At 70.1% G+C, this 14,566-nt stretch carries 15 protein-coding genes and 1 tRNA gene; 9 read left to right on the top strand and 7 right to left on the bottom strand.

The window, feature by feature from the left end; translation table 11 throughout:
• Nucleotides 1–154 precede the first annotated feature (154 nt).
• Nucleotides 155–742, top strand: coding sequence for an NTP transferase domain-containing protein (locus OG928_RS22000; protein WP_406286407.1), 588 nt, complete (start codon nucleotides 155–157; stop codon nucleotides 740–742).
• A gap of 65 nt (nucleotides 743–807) precedes the next feature.
• Here the strand turns inward: OG928_RS22000 and OG928_RS21995 are convergent, their stop codons facing one another.
• Nucleotides 808–1,341, bottom strand: coding sequence for a cell division protein SepF (locus tag OG928_RS21995; RefSeq protein ID WP_406286405.1), 534 nt, complete (start codon nucleotides 1,339–1,341; stop codon nucleotides 808–810).
• A gap of 541 nt (nucleotides 1,342–1,882) precedes the next feature.
• Between OG928_RS21995 and OG928_RS21990 the strand changes: the two genes are divergently transcribed.
• The 4 genes from OG928_RS21990 (at nucleotide 1,883) to OG928_RS21975 (ending at nucleotide 6,445) form a co-directional block, all read left to right on the top strand.
• On the top strand, nucleotides 1,883–2,629 hold the full coding sequence (locus tag OG928_RS21990; RefSeq protein ID WP_406286403.1) for a hypothetical protein: 747 nt from the start codon (nucleotides 1,883–1,885) through the stop codon (nucleotides 2,627–2,629).
• A 65-nt stretch (nucleotides 2,630–2,694) separates the two neighbouring features.
• The gene (locus tag OG928_RS21985) at nucleotides 2,695–5,292 is read left to right on the top strand and encodes a protein kinase domain-containing protein (protein ID WP_406286401.1); all 2,598 of its coding nucleotides are present in this window, start codon (nucleotides 2,695–2,697) and stop codon (nucleotides 5,290–5,292) included.
• Between the two features lie 90 nt (nucleotides 5,293–5,382).
• On the top strand, nucleotides 5,383–5,823 hold the full coding sequence (locus OG928_RS21980; protein ID WP_406286398.1) for a DUF6325 family protein: 441 nt from the start codon (nucleotides 5,383–5,385) through the stop codon (nucleotides 5,821–5,823).
• Between the two features lie 157 nt (nucleotides 5,824–5,980).
• A complete protein-coding gene (locus tag OG928_RS21975; RefSeq protein WP_406286396.1) occupies nucleotides 5,981–6,445 on the top strand; it encodes a hypothetical protein in 465 nt (154 codons plus the stop codon).
• Nucleotides 6,446–6,535: 90 nt separating this feature from the next.
• On the opposite strand, the gene OG928_RS21970 is transcribed toward OG928_RS21975, so the two are convergent.
• Together OG928_RS21970 and OG928_RS21965 are read right to left on the bottom strand one after the other, a co-directional pair.
• On the bottom strand, nucleotides 6,536–7,075 hold the full coding sequence (locus OG928_RS21970; protein ID WP_406286393.1) for a hypothetical protein: 540 nt from the start codon (nucleotides 7,073–7,075) through the stop codon (nucleotides 6,536–6,538).
• Between the two features lie 74 nt (nucleotides 7,076–7,149).
• Complete coding sequence (locus OG928_RS21965; RefSeq protein WP_406286391.1) at nucleotides 7,150–7,377, bottom strand: hypothetical protein; 228 nt, start codon at nucleotides 7,375–7,377, stop codon at nucleotides 7,150–7,152.
• A 379-nt stretch (nucleotides 7,378–7,756) separates the two neighbouring features.
• Between OG928_RS21965 and OG928_RS21960 the strand changes: the two genes are divergently transcribed.
• Together OG928_RS21960 and OG928_RS21955 are read left to right on the top strand one after the other, a co-directional pair.
• Nucleotides 7,757–8,497: a GntR family transcriptional regulator gene (locus OG928_RS21960; protein ID WP_406286389.1), complete on the top strand. Its 741-nt coding sequence runs from the start codon at nucleotides 7,757–7,759 to the stop codon at nucleotides 8,495–8,497.
• A gap of 56 nt (nucleotides 8,498–8,553) precedes the next feature.
• Nucleotides 8,554–8,754: a DUF397 domain-containing protein gene (locus OG928_RS21955; RefSeq protein WP_406286387.1), complete on the top strand. Its 201-nt coding sequence runs from the start codon at nucleotides 8,554–8,556 to the stop codon at nucleotides 8,752–8,754.
• 48 nt (nucleotides 8,755–8,802) lie between these two features.
• Here the strand turns inward: OG928_RS21955 and OG928_RS21950 are convergent, their stop codons facing one another.
• Nucleotides 8,803–9,432, bottom strand: a complete 630-nt coding sequence (locus OG928_RS21950) for an HD domain-containing protein (protein ID WP_406286385.1) — start codon at nucleotides 9,430–9,432, stop codon at nucleotides 8,803–8,805.
• A 239-nt stretch (nucleotides 9,433–9,671) separates the two neighbouring features.
• Here OG928_RS21950 and gndA point away from each other — a divergent pair, with 239 nt between their 5' ends.
• Nucleotides 9,672–11,108, top strand: a complete 1,437-nt coding sequence (gndA, locus tag OG928_RS21945; RefSeq protein WP_406286383.1) for an NADP-dependent phosphogluconate dehydrogenase — start codon at nucleotides 9,672–9,674, stop codon at nucleotides 11,106–11,108.
• 94 nt (nucleotides 11,109–11,202) lie between these two features.
• Here the strand turns inward: gndA and OG928_RS21940 are convergent, their stop codons facing one another.
• The 3 genes from OG928_RS21940 to OG928_RS21930 form a co-directional block, all read right to left on the bottom strand.
• Nucleotides 11,203–11,760 (bottom strand): hypothetical protein, encoded by a 558-nt coding sequence (locus OG928_RS21940; RefSeq protein WP_406286381.1) that lies wholly within the window; start codon nucleotides 11,758–11,760, stop codon nucleotides 11,203–11,205.
• 188 nt (nucleotides 11,761–11,948) lie between these two features.
• Nucleotides 11,949–12,035 (bottom strand) — tRNA-Leu (locus OG928_RS21935).
• 101 nt (nucleotides 12,036–12,136) lie between these two features.
• Nucleotides 12,137–12,727, bottom strand: coding sequence for a TetR/AcrR family transcriptional regulator (locus OG928_RS21930; protein ID WP_406286379.1), 591 nt, complete (start codon nucleotides 12,725–12,727; stop codon nucleotides 12,137–12,139).
• Nucleotides 12,728–13,080: 353 nt separating this feature from the next.
• Here OG928_RS21930 and OG928_RS21925 point away from each other — a divergent pair, with 353 nt between their 5' ends.
• Nucleotides 13,081–14,505, top strand: coding sequence for a purine-cytosine permease family protein (locus tag OG928_RS21925; RefSeq protein WP_406286377.1), 1,425 nt, complete (start codon nucleotides 13,081–13,083; stop codon nucleotides 14,503–14,505).
• Nucleotides 14,506–14,566: the final 61 nt, after the last annotated feature.

Here is a 14,566-nt window from a genome sequence, read left to right as displayed (position 1 = left end):
GTCTTGGTCGGGTCAGGTTGGGTACCCACCCGCTCCGCTCGTTCCGAAAAGTTGCGCAGCCTGCGGTTCCGCCGCGCTCCGCTGATGCCCCGTCGGGCCCGCGACCCGGCGCGTGGTGGTTGGATCGGCTGGGCATCGACATTGGAGGTATGTCTTGGGTGGCGTTGTCGGACTCTTGTTGGCGGCCGGGGGTGGGCGGCGGCTCGGGGGGCGGGCCAAGGCCGGGTTGATCCACCGTGGCCGGCCGCTCGTCGAGCACGGCGTGGCCGAGTTGCGGGCCGGGGGCTGTGACCGGGTCGTGGTGGTGCTCGGCGCGGAGGCCGAGGCGGTGCTCGCGGTGGCCCGGCTCGACGGGTGCGTCGTCGTGCGCAACGCCGACTGGGACGCCGGCATGGGCTCCTCCCTCGCCGCCGGTGTGGCCGCCCTGCCCGCCGACGCCGACGCCTTCCTGGTCACCCTCGTCGACATGCCCGGCGTCGGCGCCGCGGCCGTCCGGCGCCTGATCGCCGCGTACACCGCCCACGACGACCTGATCGCGGCCGGCTACACCGGCACTCGCGGCCACCCCGTACTGATCGGCCGCGCGTGGTGGCCCGAGCTCGCCGCCAAGGCCGAGGGCGACGCCGGCGCCCGCGCGCTCCTGACCGAACAGCGCGCCCGACTCCGCCTGATCGAATGCGGCGACATCGCGGACCCCTACGACATCGACACCCCGGAGGACCTCGGCCGCCTCGAACCCTGAGGCCCGCGCGGCGACCGGACAACGCAAGAGGACCCCAGCCGCGGCCGGGGCCCTCGAAAACGTGGTCAGGCCTGGTTGAAGAACCCGTCGTGGTTCTGCTGCGACGGGTCACCCGTCAGCAGCCGCGCGTCGGCCGGCATCAGCAGGAAGACCCGCTTCGCCAGTCGCTCTATCGCACCGCGCCGCCCGAACGTCAGCCCCGACGCGAAGTCGACGACGCGCTTCGCGTCCGACTCGTCCATCGCGGTGAGGTCGATCACGACCGGAATGTCCTGTCGGAAGTATTCGCCTATCGCCCTTGCCTCGTGGTAGCTCTTCGGGTGCACGACCGCGATCCGCGTGCTCGGCCGGGCCGGCGCGTCCGCGGCGGCGGCCCGCGCGGCGAACACCTCCGACGCCGGGACCACGCTGCCTTCGAGGGCGCGAGAACGCGATTCCTCGGGCTCGTCGTCGTAGACCCAGCGCGACCCCGTGTCATCGTCGTCGTCTGCGTCGTATGTACCGGTCTCGTAGGAACCCGCGCCGGTGCGGTACAGGTCGTCGTCCACGTCCCCCGAACCGATCCCGAGCCACGAGCCGGCCTTGCGCAATGCGCCCATGGGCACCTCCGCGTCCGCTCGTCCCGGCCCCGTCCGGGTTATCTCGTCATCCTCCACTCGACCGAACTGTATGCGAGTGCCGGGCTTGTTGCGTCGAACGACGCGCCTATAAACGGACAGATCATCCAAGCGACCTCGAACGGGCGTACCCAGTGCGGCTTCTGATGTCATTTGAGATCATTTCCTGCGCACATTTATTCGAACGCATTATCTCGAACTAATGTGCGACACCATGGATTTGCCGCATTGTCGTCGGCGAAACGCGGATGGCGTCGGCCCTTTCCGACCCGCCGCACAGGACTGGTCTCCTCGACAACCGGGTAGCCCGCCCAAAAACGCGTGGCACGTCGTCGCGACCTCCGACGAGCTCGCCGCAGATCCGCCCCCGGCCGACCGTCTACGGCCCGGGGCCGACACTCGAATCGCGTTGATCCATAAGGCCGTTGGTGCATTCACACGAGAGACAAAGGTGAGTGGGCGCGCATCTACCGGTGGAGCGGGTCAGGTCGCACACTCGGATGCGACATCTTCGGAGGTGAGCATGGATTCGCCTTTCCGCATCGTGCGGCCCCCTCGTCCGCTCGAAGAGCCCTATCCCTCGCGCACCCGGATCAACGAACAGGTGGCCGCCATCTGGGAGTGGGGGATGAGCGAGGATCCCGCGATCGCCGTCCGGCTCTTCCAGCAGCTGGGCGACGTGGCCGACCGGGTGCTCGGGCGCACCGATCGGGACACCCTCAACATCCGCCGGGCGTACTCGCACTTCGTCGGCCACGACGGCGACCCCAGGCGTGCCACGCAGTTGTTCGCCGGCCTGATCCCGGTCGCCACGCAGGTGCTCGGCCCCGGCGACTGGGTCACCCTCGACATGCGCCTGTGCCACGGGCGGTTCACCGGCGAGGGCGGCGAGCCGCAGCGCGCCGTCGCGCTGTTCACTCAGCTCGTCCCGGAGATGACCCGCGCGCTCGGGGTCGAGGCGCCGAGCACGCTGACCGCGCGCAGCTTCCTGGCCCGGTTCACCGGCGAGTCCGGCGATCCGGTCCGGGCCGCCGCGATGTACGGCTCGCTCGCGCTCGACGCGACCCGGATCCTGGGCGCCGACTGCCTGGACTCGCTGGTCGCGCGCGCGGGGCAGGCGGTCAATCGCGGGCTCGCGGGGTATCGCGCCGAGGCGCTGGGGCTGTACGACGTGCTGATCGCGGACTTCGCCCGAGTGCTGGGTCCGGACCATTCCGAGACCCGGCAGACCCAGGCCTGGCAGCAGTTCTTCCGTGGGGGAAGTGCCTGAGTCCGGCGGCGGGACGCGCGGCTACAGTGGCGAGTCCTGCCCGACCGGAACGGGGAACGGTGGTCATGGAAGAACTGCGCGACGGGGATCCGATGCGGCTCGGGCCGTATCGGCTGCGGGCCCGGCTCGGTGAGGGCGGCATGGGCGAGGTGTTCCTCGGCATCTCCCCGAGCGGCGTTCGAGTCGCGGTGAAGACCGTGCGGCCGGAGTTCGCCATGGACCACGGCTTCCGGGACCGGTTCCGGCGCGAGATCGACCTCGCCCGGCGCGTGGACAGCGCCTGGACCGCACCGATCGCCGAGGCCGACCCCGACGCGCAGCCGCCCTGGTTGGCCACCGAGTACCTGACCGGCCTGTCCCTGTCCGCGGCGATCGGCACATACGGCCCGCTGCCCGAGGACGCCTTGCGAATCCTGGGCGCGCAGCTCGCCGAGGCGCTGATGGCGATCCACCGCGCGGGCCTGATCCACCGCGACCTCAAGCCGTCCAACGTCGTGCTCGGCCGGGACCGGCTGCGCGTGATCGACTTCGGCATCTCGCGCGCCGCGGACGAGGGCGGCGCGGGTCTGACCGGAACCGGCCGGGTGGTCGGTTCGCCGTCGTTCATGTCGCCGGAGCAGGCGGGCGGGCGGCGGTTGGGCCCGGAGAGCGACGTGTTCTCGCTCGGCTCGGTCCTGGTGTTCGCGGCGACCGGCCGGGGGCCGTTCCACGGCGACCCGGTACCGCAGTTGCAGATGATGATGCGGGTGCTGCGGGACGAGCCGGACACGGCCGACGTACCGGAGGGGATCCGGCACCTGATTCTGGAGTGCCTGCGCAAGGAGCCGGAGGGGCGGCCGAAATTGGCCGAGATCCTGGACCGGTGCGTGGGCGACGGCGAGTTGCCGACCGGGCGGTCGTGGCTGCCGGCGGCGCTCGCGGCCGAGCTGGAGCGGCGGCACGTGAGCGACCCGATGGCGCCGGTCTCGTCGATCGCGTCCGACCCGCCGGCGGCTTCGGCGCCGACGTCGGCCGACTCGCCCGCCTCGGGCGACGAACCCCCGACCCGGGCGCTCGGAATCGGTACGGAGCCGACCGCCGCCGCCACCGAAACCGCCGCCGGCGCGCTCTCCTCCGACCTCCCACGGACCCGGATCGCCCCGCCGCCACTCCCCGACCTCCCGCCGACCGTGGGCATGCCGCAAGCGCCGATCCCCAAGCGGACACTGGCCCGTCGAGGCTTCCTGATCGGCGGCGGCGCGCTCGCGGTGGTCGCGGTCGGCGGCGGGACCGGGTGGTTGCTGATGGGCGACGAATCCGATCCGGGCAAACAGGTGTGGGACTACCCGGCGGAAGCCGCGGGCGCGTCGTCGCTGGCCGCCCAGGGCGACCTCGTCTACCACGTCGCGAACGGCGCGGGCGGCGGCGCGGGGCAGGTGACGGCGATCGACGCGACGTCCGGGAAACAGATCTGGAAGCGGCCGACCGCCGGACAGACGGTGTCGAACGCACTCGTGACCAGGGACCACGTGTTCGTCGTGTCCTGGACGGTCGCCGGGTCGGGCAACCGGGAGAGCAGTCAACCCAAGATCTGCACCGTGCACGCCTTCGACCCGATCCAGGGCGAGCAGCGCTGGACCCTCGAATACGAGGCCCGCTGGGTCAACCTGCCCGCCGCACTGGACGAGGGTCGGCTCTACCTGGGCATCGCGGAGGAGAACTCCTACTCGACCGACCCCGGGCGGATCGTCGCGGTCGAGGCGAGCACCCACAAGGTGCTGTGGGAGTCGGTACTGACGAAGGAGCACGGCAACCCGGGCACTCCCATATTCGCCGAAGGCCGGATCTACGCCCTTTCGCAGGGGAACACCTCGTCCGACGGCTCGATGATCCGCGCCGTCGACAAGGTGGGTCGGTTCCTGTGGGACGTGCCGTTCAAGGAGACCACCTGGGGCCGGGATCCGGTCATGCACAAAAACCGGCTGCTCGTGCTCGTGGCGGACAGCGCCTCCAGCGGCGTCTACACGTGGCAACGATTCGGCGTGGACGCCGTGCAGGGAACGCAGCTGTGGGGTCCGATCGCGTTCAAGGGCGGCAACACCGGCGACCTGGTCCTCGCCGACGCGACGGCCTTCGTCGCCTATAACGGCGCCGACGACCTGAGCAGGTCCGGCGTCGTGGCCATCGACCCGTACAACGGCGACGAGCTCTGGAAGTACGAGATGCCCGCCCGCTACGTCACCGAGCCCGTACGCGTGGGCGACCTGGTGATCTTCGGGGCCCGTCCGTCCTCGGCGCAGGCGGGCGTGCTGCCCGGTACGAGCGCGACCGCGACCGCGACACCCACCGCGCCGACCGCCACGACGGTCGCGACGGGCACGATCCACGCCCTCGACGCGTCCAGTGGTGTGGTCGTCTGGACGCAGCCGATGCCCTCTTTCGGAACACTCGGCGGGCCGGTCGTCGAGTCCGGCAAGGTGTACGTCTCGGTGGACGCGACGGACACGAGCAAGGCCCGGCTGATCGCACTGGGCGTCAAAAGCGGCAAGGTCGACTGGGAAGCCGAACTCTCCTCCCCCCTGTCGTCGCGTCCCGTACGCGCGAAGGGCAGCGTGTACGTCGCGCATTGGCGGAAGCCGGATGCCGGAAAGCAGGCGTCGACGGTGAGCGCGTTCGAGGAGTGAACCGGGTCGGCCGATCCGACACATGATTGCCCGCGAAGCGGGAACGGGGACGGCATCGGAGCAACCTTCTCTTCCCCGAGGCGAGGCAACATGTCCGAGTTGGGACCCGTCGACGCCATCGTGTTGGGCTTTCCGGGTCAGCGTCTGACGTCGGCCGTGCTCGACGCGTTCGAGTCGGTCGAGGAGCGCGGCGACGTCCGGCTGATCGACGCGCTGATCGTGGTCAAGGAAATCTCGGGGATCGTGAGCAGTCACGAGGTCAGCGAGTTCGAGGGGCTGCGCGACATGGCGGCCGAGTTGGCCGCGCGCGAGATGATGGGCCTCGCGGGGGCCGAGGACGCCGAGCAGATCGGCCAGGTCATGCCGCCGGACTCGCTCGTCGTGGTGCTGTTCGTGGAGAACATCTGGGCCCGCGAGGTGGCGACCCGGATCCGCGATGCGGGCGGCCGGCTGTTGTCGTACACCCGTTTGCCGCAATCCGTCGTGGACGACGCGGAGGAGGCGTTGGCCGGTTCGGCGGATCTGGGCTGACCTCCGACCGAGTTCCGACCTCCGCTCGGCTCTGTTTGCCTTGGCGCGAAATTATCTACAAAGGGTAAAGTCGGGCAAATCCCGGAACCCGTCCACCCGGTTGGGCGTCTCACCGGATGCAAGGGCCACTTTCCCAAGCAAAAAAGCGGAGGTCGTCATGACCGCCAAGATTCGCCGGACAGCCGCCATCGCGGTGACCACCGGACTCCTCCTCGCCGCAGGCGCGGCCGCCCCGGTGCTCGCCGCCGCGAGTGCACCACCGGGCGTCGAGCAGACCCGGCGGGTGGACGTCGTACAGCGGGTGACCGCGTTCTACGACCAGTACAAGTCCGCCGTCGAGGGAACGAACCCGTACATGAACCCGGAAGAGGTACGCGCGGAGTTCCTCACCCCGGAGCTCGACGCGCGCCTCACCGAGTGGGCGAACGAGAACCAGGCCGACCCGGTCTTCCGCGCGCAGAACGTCCCGCAGGACCGTTCGGTGCGCTACGAGGGCAGCGGCGCGAGCCACGCGACGGTGATCGTGACCGAGTACTGGGGCAGCGGCAGCCCCACCGAGGTCTGGTACCAGGTCCCGCTGGACGGCGGCCGGATCTCCGACCTCACCGACCCACCGCAGTGACGGTGACCTGACGGGTCATCAAGAGGGCGTCCCCGCCCGAGCGGGGGCGCCCTCGCGGCCGACGGGCGCGGCACCGGAACCGGCGGCGCCCTACCCGAGCGCCGATCCGGCCGACAACGCGAACACGGTCGCGGATTCCCCTCCGGGTTCGGGCTCGGGCTCGGGAAGCATCCCCGGCGTCAGCAGACACTCATCACGAATCCCGCGCGCGACCATGAGAACACTGCCGATCGCCCCGTCGACGAGATGAGGTTCGAGGTCGGTCGCAAGAAACCAGGACGTAGGCCCAGCGGCCCCCGGAGACCACCCACATCGACCGCCGACCCAGTCGTGATGCACGAGCTCGGCAACAAGCCCAAGCCCCCTCCCCCGATCAAACCGCCGACCGGGCACGAGCTGAGGCCCATAGCCGTACGGCGTCCAGGTCGGTCGAGGCACAACCTCCCGCACGCCGACGTAGACGACGGGAGCGAACTCCCATTCCGCACCGTCGAGTTGGACCAGCTGGGTCTTGATCCCCACGATCAGCCACTGCACCTCGGAGCGAAGCGCCGCGTCCGCGACCAACTCGGAAACCATCAAGACCAGGCTGTCGCGGGCGTCCGCGACGAGACCGAGCTCGTCGCTCACCCGACGCATGGTCGTCCGAGCGTCGGCGGCGGATTCCGGCGCCACGGGCAGCGGCTTGAGGATGGAGATCTCGGTCATCGCACGCTCCGGGGTACGTCGATCCCATTGAGGGTCCAGTTCAGGTAGGCGTGCATCAGCTCGGCGCCGACACCGTCGAGGAGCAACTCGGTTTCGCCGCTGGGCTTTCCGTGTGCGTCGTGGAGCACCAGGGGCATCGTGATCACACCCGTCCGCTTGTCGCGCACGGGGTGGCAGTCGGGCTTGAGGGTGGTGAAGCGGATCTCGGACATGACTATCAGCACCGTTTCGACGGTCGTAGGAATGCGGAGTCCGGCCCGGGCCGGGCGAGCACCGCTTGGAAGGCGAGCATCACGTGCCGCCCCTGTTGTCGAGTGAGGCGGAGGCACGACCACTCGTGGTCGAACCCCCGCCCATCGCCCACCGCGAGTTCGATGGGACGCGCCCGGTCGCCGGACGATCGGACGCGGATCGCCTCGGGTTCTCGATCGATCACGTGTTCTCCCAAGGAGGGGGGTGGAATCCACCGATCCGGCGGCATCGACTGGGCATGGCCGATCGCCACACAGCCGTCCCCTGTTGCTTGGGAAGCGCCTCGATTTATAGTGTTCTAGAACACTCACGTAAGTCAACATGTGCTCTAGAGCGCTCTAGAACAGAGAGGTGATCGTGGCCGGTTCACAGGCACTGCCGCCGTATCGGCGTATCGCGGCCGAGATTCGTGCTCGCATCGATCGAGGCGAGTTGCGGCCCGGGGATCGCGTGCCTTCCGTGCGCGAGATCGTCGAGCTCGAAGGCGTCTCGATCGGCACCGCCACCCGAGTCGCCGCGGTGCTTCGGGCGGATGGCTACGCCGAGTCGATTCCGGGTGTCGGCACGATCGTGGCGACACCCCGACGCCTGACCACGGGTCCGGATCGCCTCGCGCTCCTCCGCGCCACCGGTACCGGGTTCCGCTCCGGGGAGGACGTCGAGATCCTGGGCGCCGAACTGATCACCGGGCCCGAACACGTGACCGATGCCCTGGGTCTGGCGGACGGCGCCGAGGTCGTCAGAAGGCGGCGCCTGTACCGCGACGACGATGGCGTGGTGACGCTCTCGACCTCGTGGCTGCCCGGACAACTCGCCGATGTCGCACCCGAGTTGCTGGTCGCGGAGGCGCTGCCGAAGATGACCTTCGGTCTCGTCGAGGAGCGCTCCGGCCGCCGGGCCGTCCGGCGTCGTGACGTGGTGGCGGTGCGCCCGGTGCCGGACGACGCAGCGTCCGTCATGGGCGTCGATCCCGGGACACCCGCGCTGACCATGACCAACCTGTACTGGGACCAACATGGCGCCGCGACCGAGTACGCGATGGACATCCTCGGCACGGGCCGCGAGCTGGCCGCCGAATACGAACTCGACTAGCAACTGCGCCGGAAGCCGACGTCAGCACCCCAGGGAGGGACACCTATGAGCACGAAGTGGGGGACTGCACGACAAACGATGTCGCTCGGGAAGCGTGGCGGACCTCCAGCCACAGTCAAGGCAACGGCGAGTGCGTCGAGGTGGCGCCGGTCGCGAACGCCGGGGCAGCCGTCCGCGACAGCAAGGAGCTTACGGCGGGCGCCATACGGGCCGGCCGCGATGCATGGTCCGCGCCGACCACGGAACTCCAGCGCTGACATCGACCGCAAGCGGCCTCATGCTCACCGGATGAGGCCGCTCCTGGACTAACCGACGGCATCCGAGCTATCGGCGCCCAAGTGCCCGAACGTGCGGTCCCAGGTCGCATACCACTCGCGGAACCATGGGTGGGTCTGGGCGAGGGGGACGATGGAGCGCACGGTCTCTTGGTAGTACGAGCGGCGTTTCTCCGGGCGGGGGTGCGAATCCAAGCGCTGCACGTTGCTCAGCCGGTCGGCCAGCTTGACCACGATCGCGTCCGTCGGGGCGGCCCGCAATCGAGCAAGGTACGCCGCCCGTGCCTCCGCCGGGAGTTGACCCTCTGTCGGCTCGGGCTTCGTCACCCACTCGACCAGGTCCGCCACCCGCTGCCCGAATTGCCGCCGCACATCCGCCGGCGCGCAGTCGGTGTCCTCGACCACGTCATGCAGAACCGCAGCCCGCAGCACGTCGACGTCGGTCGTCTCCAGCGCGTCGACCAACACGCACACGACTTCCAACAGGTGCTCCACGTACGGCTCACCCGCCGGCCGCACCTGGTCCGCGTGCCAAACAACCGCGAACTCGACCGCCTCGTCCAACAACACCAGGTCGTGTTCCGGCAGCCGGCCCGTCAAGCGCTCACGCAGACCCGACCAACCGGCCTTCGCCTCAAACGTCCGCAGTCCGATACCCATGCCCCCGGATGCTACCCGTCGTCCTCCCATCCGTTGACCCGACCGGCTCTCGCCGATCTCGGTGGCGGCGCGTCGGTCTGTGGGATTAACCAGGCGTGCGCACGATGTTGTCCGGGTGATCGCATCCATTGATCGATGTCGGTGTGGCTGTCGCGGGGCGGCGAACGACGCGTGGTCCCGACCGGGTTCGCCGGCGTGCGTCCGGACCCGGGCGTGCGGAGACCAGGAGTTGACGCAACATGGCGGAACGAGCTCGCATCGGTGTGACCGGATTGGCCGTGATGGGGCGCAACCTGGCCCGCAACTTCGCGCGGCACGGCCACACCGTCGCCGTGCACAACCGGACCGCGGCCAAGACGCGAGCGTTGGTCGACGAGTTCGGCGACGAGGGCACGTTCCTGCCGGCCGAGAGCGCCGAGGAGTTCGTGGCCCTGCTCGAACCCCCGCGCCGGCTCGTGATCATGGTCAAGGCGGGCGCGCCCACCGACGCGGTCATCGACGAGTTCGCCGCGCTGCTCGAACCCGGCGACATGATCGTCGACGGCGGCAACGCGCACTTCGCGGACACCCGCCGCCGCGAGGCCGCACTGCGCGAACGCGGCATCCACTTCGTCGGCACCGGCATCTCCGGCGGCGAGGAGGGCGCGCTGCTCGGCCCGAGCATCATGCCGGGCGGATCCCGCGAGGCGTACGAGGCCCTCGGCCCGCTCCTGGAGGACATCTCCGCGAAGGTCGACGGCGTGCCGTGTTGTGCGCACATCGGCCCCGACGGCGCCGGGCACTTCGTCAAGATGGTGCACAACGGCATCGAGTACGCCGACATGCAGCTGATCGCCGAGGCGTACGACCTGCTGAACCGCGCGCTCGGCCTCAAGCCCGCCGAGATCGCCGAGGTCTTCAAGACCTGGAACGCCGGGCGCCTGGAGTCCTACCTGATCGAGATCACCGCCGAGGTCCTCGCGCACACCGACGCGGCCACCGGCAAGCCCTTCGTCGACGTCATCCAGGACCGGGCCGAGCAGAAGGGCACCGGCCGCTGGACCGTACAGACCGCCCTGGACCTGGGAGTTCCGGTCAGCGGCATCGCCGAGGCGGTCTTCGCCCGCTCGCTGTCCGGCCACGCCGACCTGCGTACGGCGGCCCAGGGCCTGCCGGGACCGGCCGGCGCCACCCTGGACGGCGCCGCCGCCGACCGCTTCGCCGACGACGTGGAGCAGGCGCTGTACGCGTCGAAGATCGTGGCGTACGCGCAGGGCATCCACCAGATCCAGGCCGGCAGCGCGGAGTACGACTGGGCGATCGACCCCGGAAAGGTCGCCGAGATCTGGCGCGGCGGCTGCATCATCCGGGCCCGGTTCCTGAACCGGATCCGGGAGGCGTACGGCTCCGAGCACACGCCGGACTCGCTCCTGACCGCCGACTACTTCCGCGACGCGATCGCCGGCGCCCAGGACGCGTGGCGCCGGGTGGTGGCCGGCGCCGCCGAACTCGGCATCCCCACTCCGGGCTTCGCCGCCGCGCTGTCCTACTACGACGGCCTGCGCTCGCCGCGGCTGCCGGCCGCGCTCATCCAGGCCCAGCGCGACTACTTCGGCGCGCACACCTACCGGCGCGTGGACCGCGGGGGCTCGTTCCACACCGAGTGGTCCGGCGATCGCGACGAGCGCGCGGTCTGACCAAGAGGTCCCGGTGGCCCGACGTCGGCGCACGACCGATGTCGGGCCCACCCGGGCGGCACCTTCGCCCGGGTGGGCCGGGAGAAGGCGCCGCTCACTCCCAGCGCCCCGCCAGCATCCGTGTCGTCGCCCCCGTCAGCGTGCCCCGGAGCTGTCGCCGCACCGCCGACGGCACATGCCGCAGCCACAGGTGCGCCCCGCGGTCGCCCATCAGGCCCACGCACAGGAGCGGGTCCTCGAAGAGGAAGCCGGGGGCGTGCCACTGCCCGCACGCGCTCGGGGCGGGATCCACCGCCGGCAGCACCCGGATGCCCACCGCCGCCAACGCGCTCGCGCACATCAGGCAACACGCGCCGTGGACATCGGTGAACTCGCCGCTCTCCAGGCGCAGTCCGAGCGTCCGGGCCTGTTGCAGACAGTCCATCTCGGCGTGCAGCCCACTCTTGGGCGAGCCCTCGAACACGCGGCGGCCGAAACTCATCACACACTCCGCCTCGGGCGCCGCGACCGCGGCCCGCCCGGTGGTCCGCACGCGCCCGGCGGCCCCCCGCGCCCACGCGACCCACTCCCCGGCGACCTTGGGTACGACCATCTCCGCGGGCGGCGTCTGCACTCGGCCGCCGGAAACCTTCGGACAGTACTCGCAGTGCATGGCGCCTCCCTGGACGACAGCCGCAAGCTAGCGCGGAACCGTACCGGGCCACCAGCACAAGACCGGCCGAAAAAGGCCGGGAGCACCACAAACGGGAGCGGCACGAACGCGAGCATCACGAACGGGAGCACCACGAACACCACCGAGACGCGAAACCCACGGCATCACGGACACCACGGACACCACGATGGTGCGGCCGAAGGGACTCGAACCCTCATGTCCTTGCGGACGGCAGGACCTAAACCTGCTGCGTCAACCAATTGCGCCACGGCCGCGCGCACGCCGGCCCCGTGAGTCAACGCCCGAGACCGACCACGGCTCATGCTAGTCCTCGCCGCCCGGGGCAGCCGGCACCCACCGGCCCACAACCAACCGATCAGCGGATCAGACGTTCGGTCGCCCGCCGGGCCATCGCCAACGCGACCTCGCGGGTGGTGCCGCCGAGGCCCAGCACCGTACGCGTGCTCAGCCCCTCCAACAGCGCCAGCAACTCGGACGCGTCGGCCGCCGGATCCTCGACGGTGAAGATGCCCTTGGCCGCGCCTTTCACCAGGATCGCCGTCAGGTCGTCCTGCCAGCCGCGGTCGATCTCGTCCTGCGCGACCCGCAGTTCGGCGTTGCCCGCCGTCCTGGCCCACAGCTCCAGCCACAACATCCAGCGCGGATCGCGCGGACCGACCGGCAGGTAGAGAGCCAGGAAGAGGTCGAGTCTGCGCCGCGGGCCGACCCGCCGGGCGAGCAGCGCGGCGCGCTCGCCGGTCAGCCGGTCCTCGCTCCAGCGCAGCGCGGCGAGCAGCAGCTGATCCTTGCTGCCGAAGTAGTACAGGATGTGCCCGCCGCTGGTGCCCAGGCGCTTGGCGAGCCCGGACATCGTCAGCGCCTCCAGGCCGTCCTCGGCGATCGCCGCTATGGCCTCTTCGAGCATCCGGTCCTGGGCTACCCGACCGTCGCTACGCCTCGTGGCCACCACCCGTACCCCGCCTTTCGACCGCGCGGACGACCCGCTCGCGCAAGGGCTCGACCCTACTCCCTCGCGGCCCGGGAACTTGAACGACGGTCAAAATTCCAGTCGGGTTCCACACGAAGTCTTGACACCTCCGCCTCTCTCGGCGCACCTTGAGTGACGTTCAAACTCCTTGAACGACATTCAAGCTTTGTCTTGAACGTCATTCAAAGTCTTGGTCGAAGTCCGGCCGGGGTTGCAGCCGGGGGTGCAGTCGAACCCCCGGTCGAAGTCCCAGTCGAAGTCCCAGTTCGAAGTTCCAGTCAGATTTCCAGTCCGGCTTCCCGCCGGGCTGCACACCCCGAAGAGGAGGTCCGGTGACCCTGCCCCGCACGGACTCCGTGAGCGCCACCCCATCCGGCATCGGTACGGGGGTCGCCTCCGACGAGCTCTTCCAGGTGGAGACCCGCGGTATCGACCCGATCCCCGACGACGAGCGCCACGGCAGCGCCAAGGACGTCTTCTGGCTGTGGTTCGGCTCGAACCTGTCGTTCACGTTCGTCATCAACGGCACCCTGGCCGTGCTGTTCGGGCTGTCCTTCTGGGCCGCGACCGCCGTGGTCGTGCTCACCGGCCTGTCCTTCTTCGCGGTCGGCGCGCTCGGCTTCGCCGGCGTCCGCACCGGCACCGCGACGCTCGTCGTCTCGCGGGCCGCGTTCGGCGTGCACGGCAACTTCCCGGCCGGCCTGCTCAACTGGATCGTGGGGATCGGCTACACGATCCTGAACACCGTCGTCGGCACGATGGCCCTCGAAGGGCTCTTCGGCAAGCTCGGCTGGGCCGGCGGCGACGTCGCCCGGATCGTCGCGCTCGCGGTCACCCTCTCGCTGACCTTCGCGGTCGCCATGTGGGGCCACGCGACCGTGCAGGCCGCAGAGCGCTGGATGGCGTACGTCCTGGGCATCGGCTTCGGCCTGCTGATCCTGCTGGTGGTGCCCGGTCTGGAGACCGGCGGCACGGCCGAGACCTCGAACACCTTCCACGCGATCTCGCTCGCGGTGCTGGTCATGGTCGCCGGGCCGATCTCCTACCTGCCGATGCCCTCGGACTACACCCGCTACCTGCCCAGGGACACCACGCTCAAGTCGATCACGCTGTGGGGCGCGGCCGGCGGCATGCTGTCCTCGGTCCTGCTCGGCGTCGTGGGCGTGGCCGCGGCCACCCAGGCCGACATGACCGACCCCGTCGCGGGCATGGCCGACCTGGTGCCCGGGTGGTTCGAGGCGTTGTTCCTGCTGCTCGTGGTCGGCGGCTCGATCACCAACTCGATCCTGACGCTCTACTCCTCCAGCCTGAACCTCCAGGTGCTCGGCATCCCGTGGTCCCGCTCCCGGGGCATCCTGGTCAGCACCGCGTGCATCCTGCTCGGCTCCCTGTGGGCGCTGTTCAACGGCAACTTCAACGACAACCTCACGAGCTTCCTGTCCGTGCTCGTGGTCGTGTTCGCGCCGTGGGGCGGTGTGTTCATCGCGGACACCCTGATGCGCCGCTGCCGCTACGACGCGGACGCGCTGCACGACATGCACGGCGGCGCCTATTGGTACACCCGCGGCTTCCATCCCGCCGGGATGATCGCGCTCGCCGCAGGCATCGTCTTCGCGTCGCTGACCGCCGAGTCCGCCTTGTGGACCGGAGCCCTGGTGGAGACCTTCGACGGCGACCTCACCCTGCTGGGCGCCGTCGTGTCGGGCCTCCTGTACTGGGCCCTGGCCCGCCGCGAGCCGCAGTTCGCCAGGCACTGACCCCACCCGACCGCGTCCCCTACCCCCACCCCCACTCGCACTCGCACCACCCCCTGGAGTT

Source organism: Embleya sp. NBC_00896, assembly GCF_045207785.1.
Lineage (GTDB): Bacteria > Actinomycetota > Actinomycetes > Streptomycetales > Streptomycetaceae > Embleya.
The sequence above is the reverse complement of the archived record's forward strand: the minus strand, read 5'-3'. Positions and strand labels throughout refer to the sequence as shown.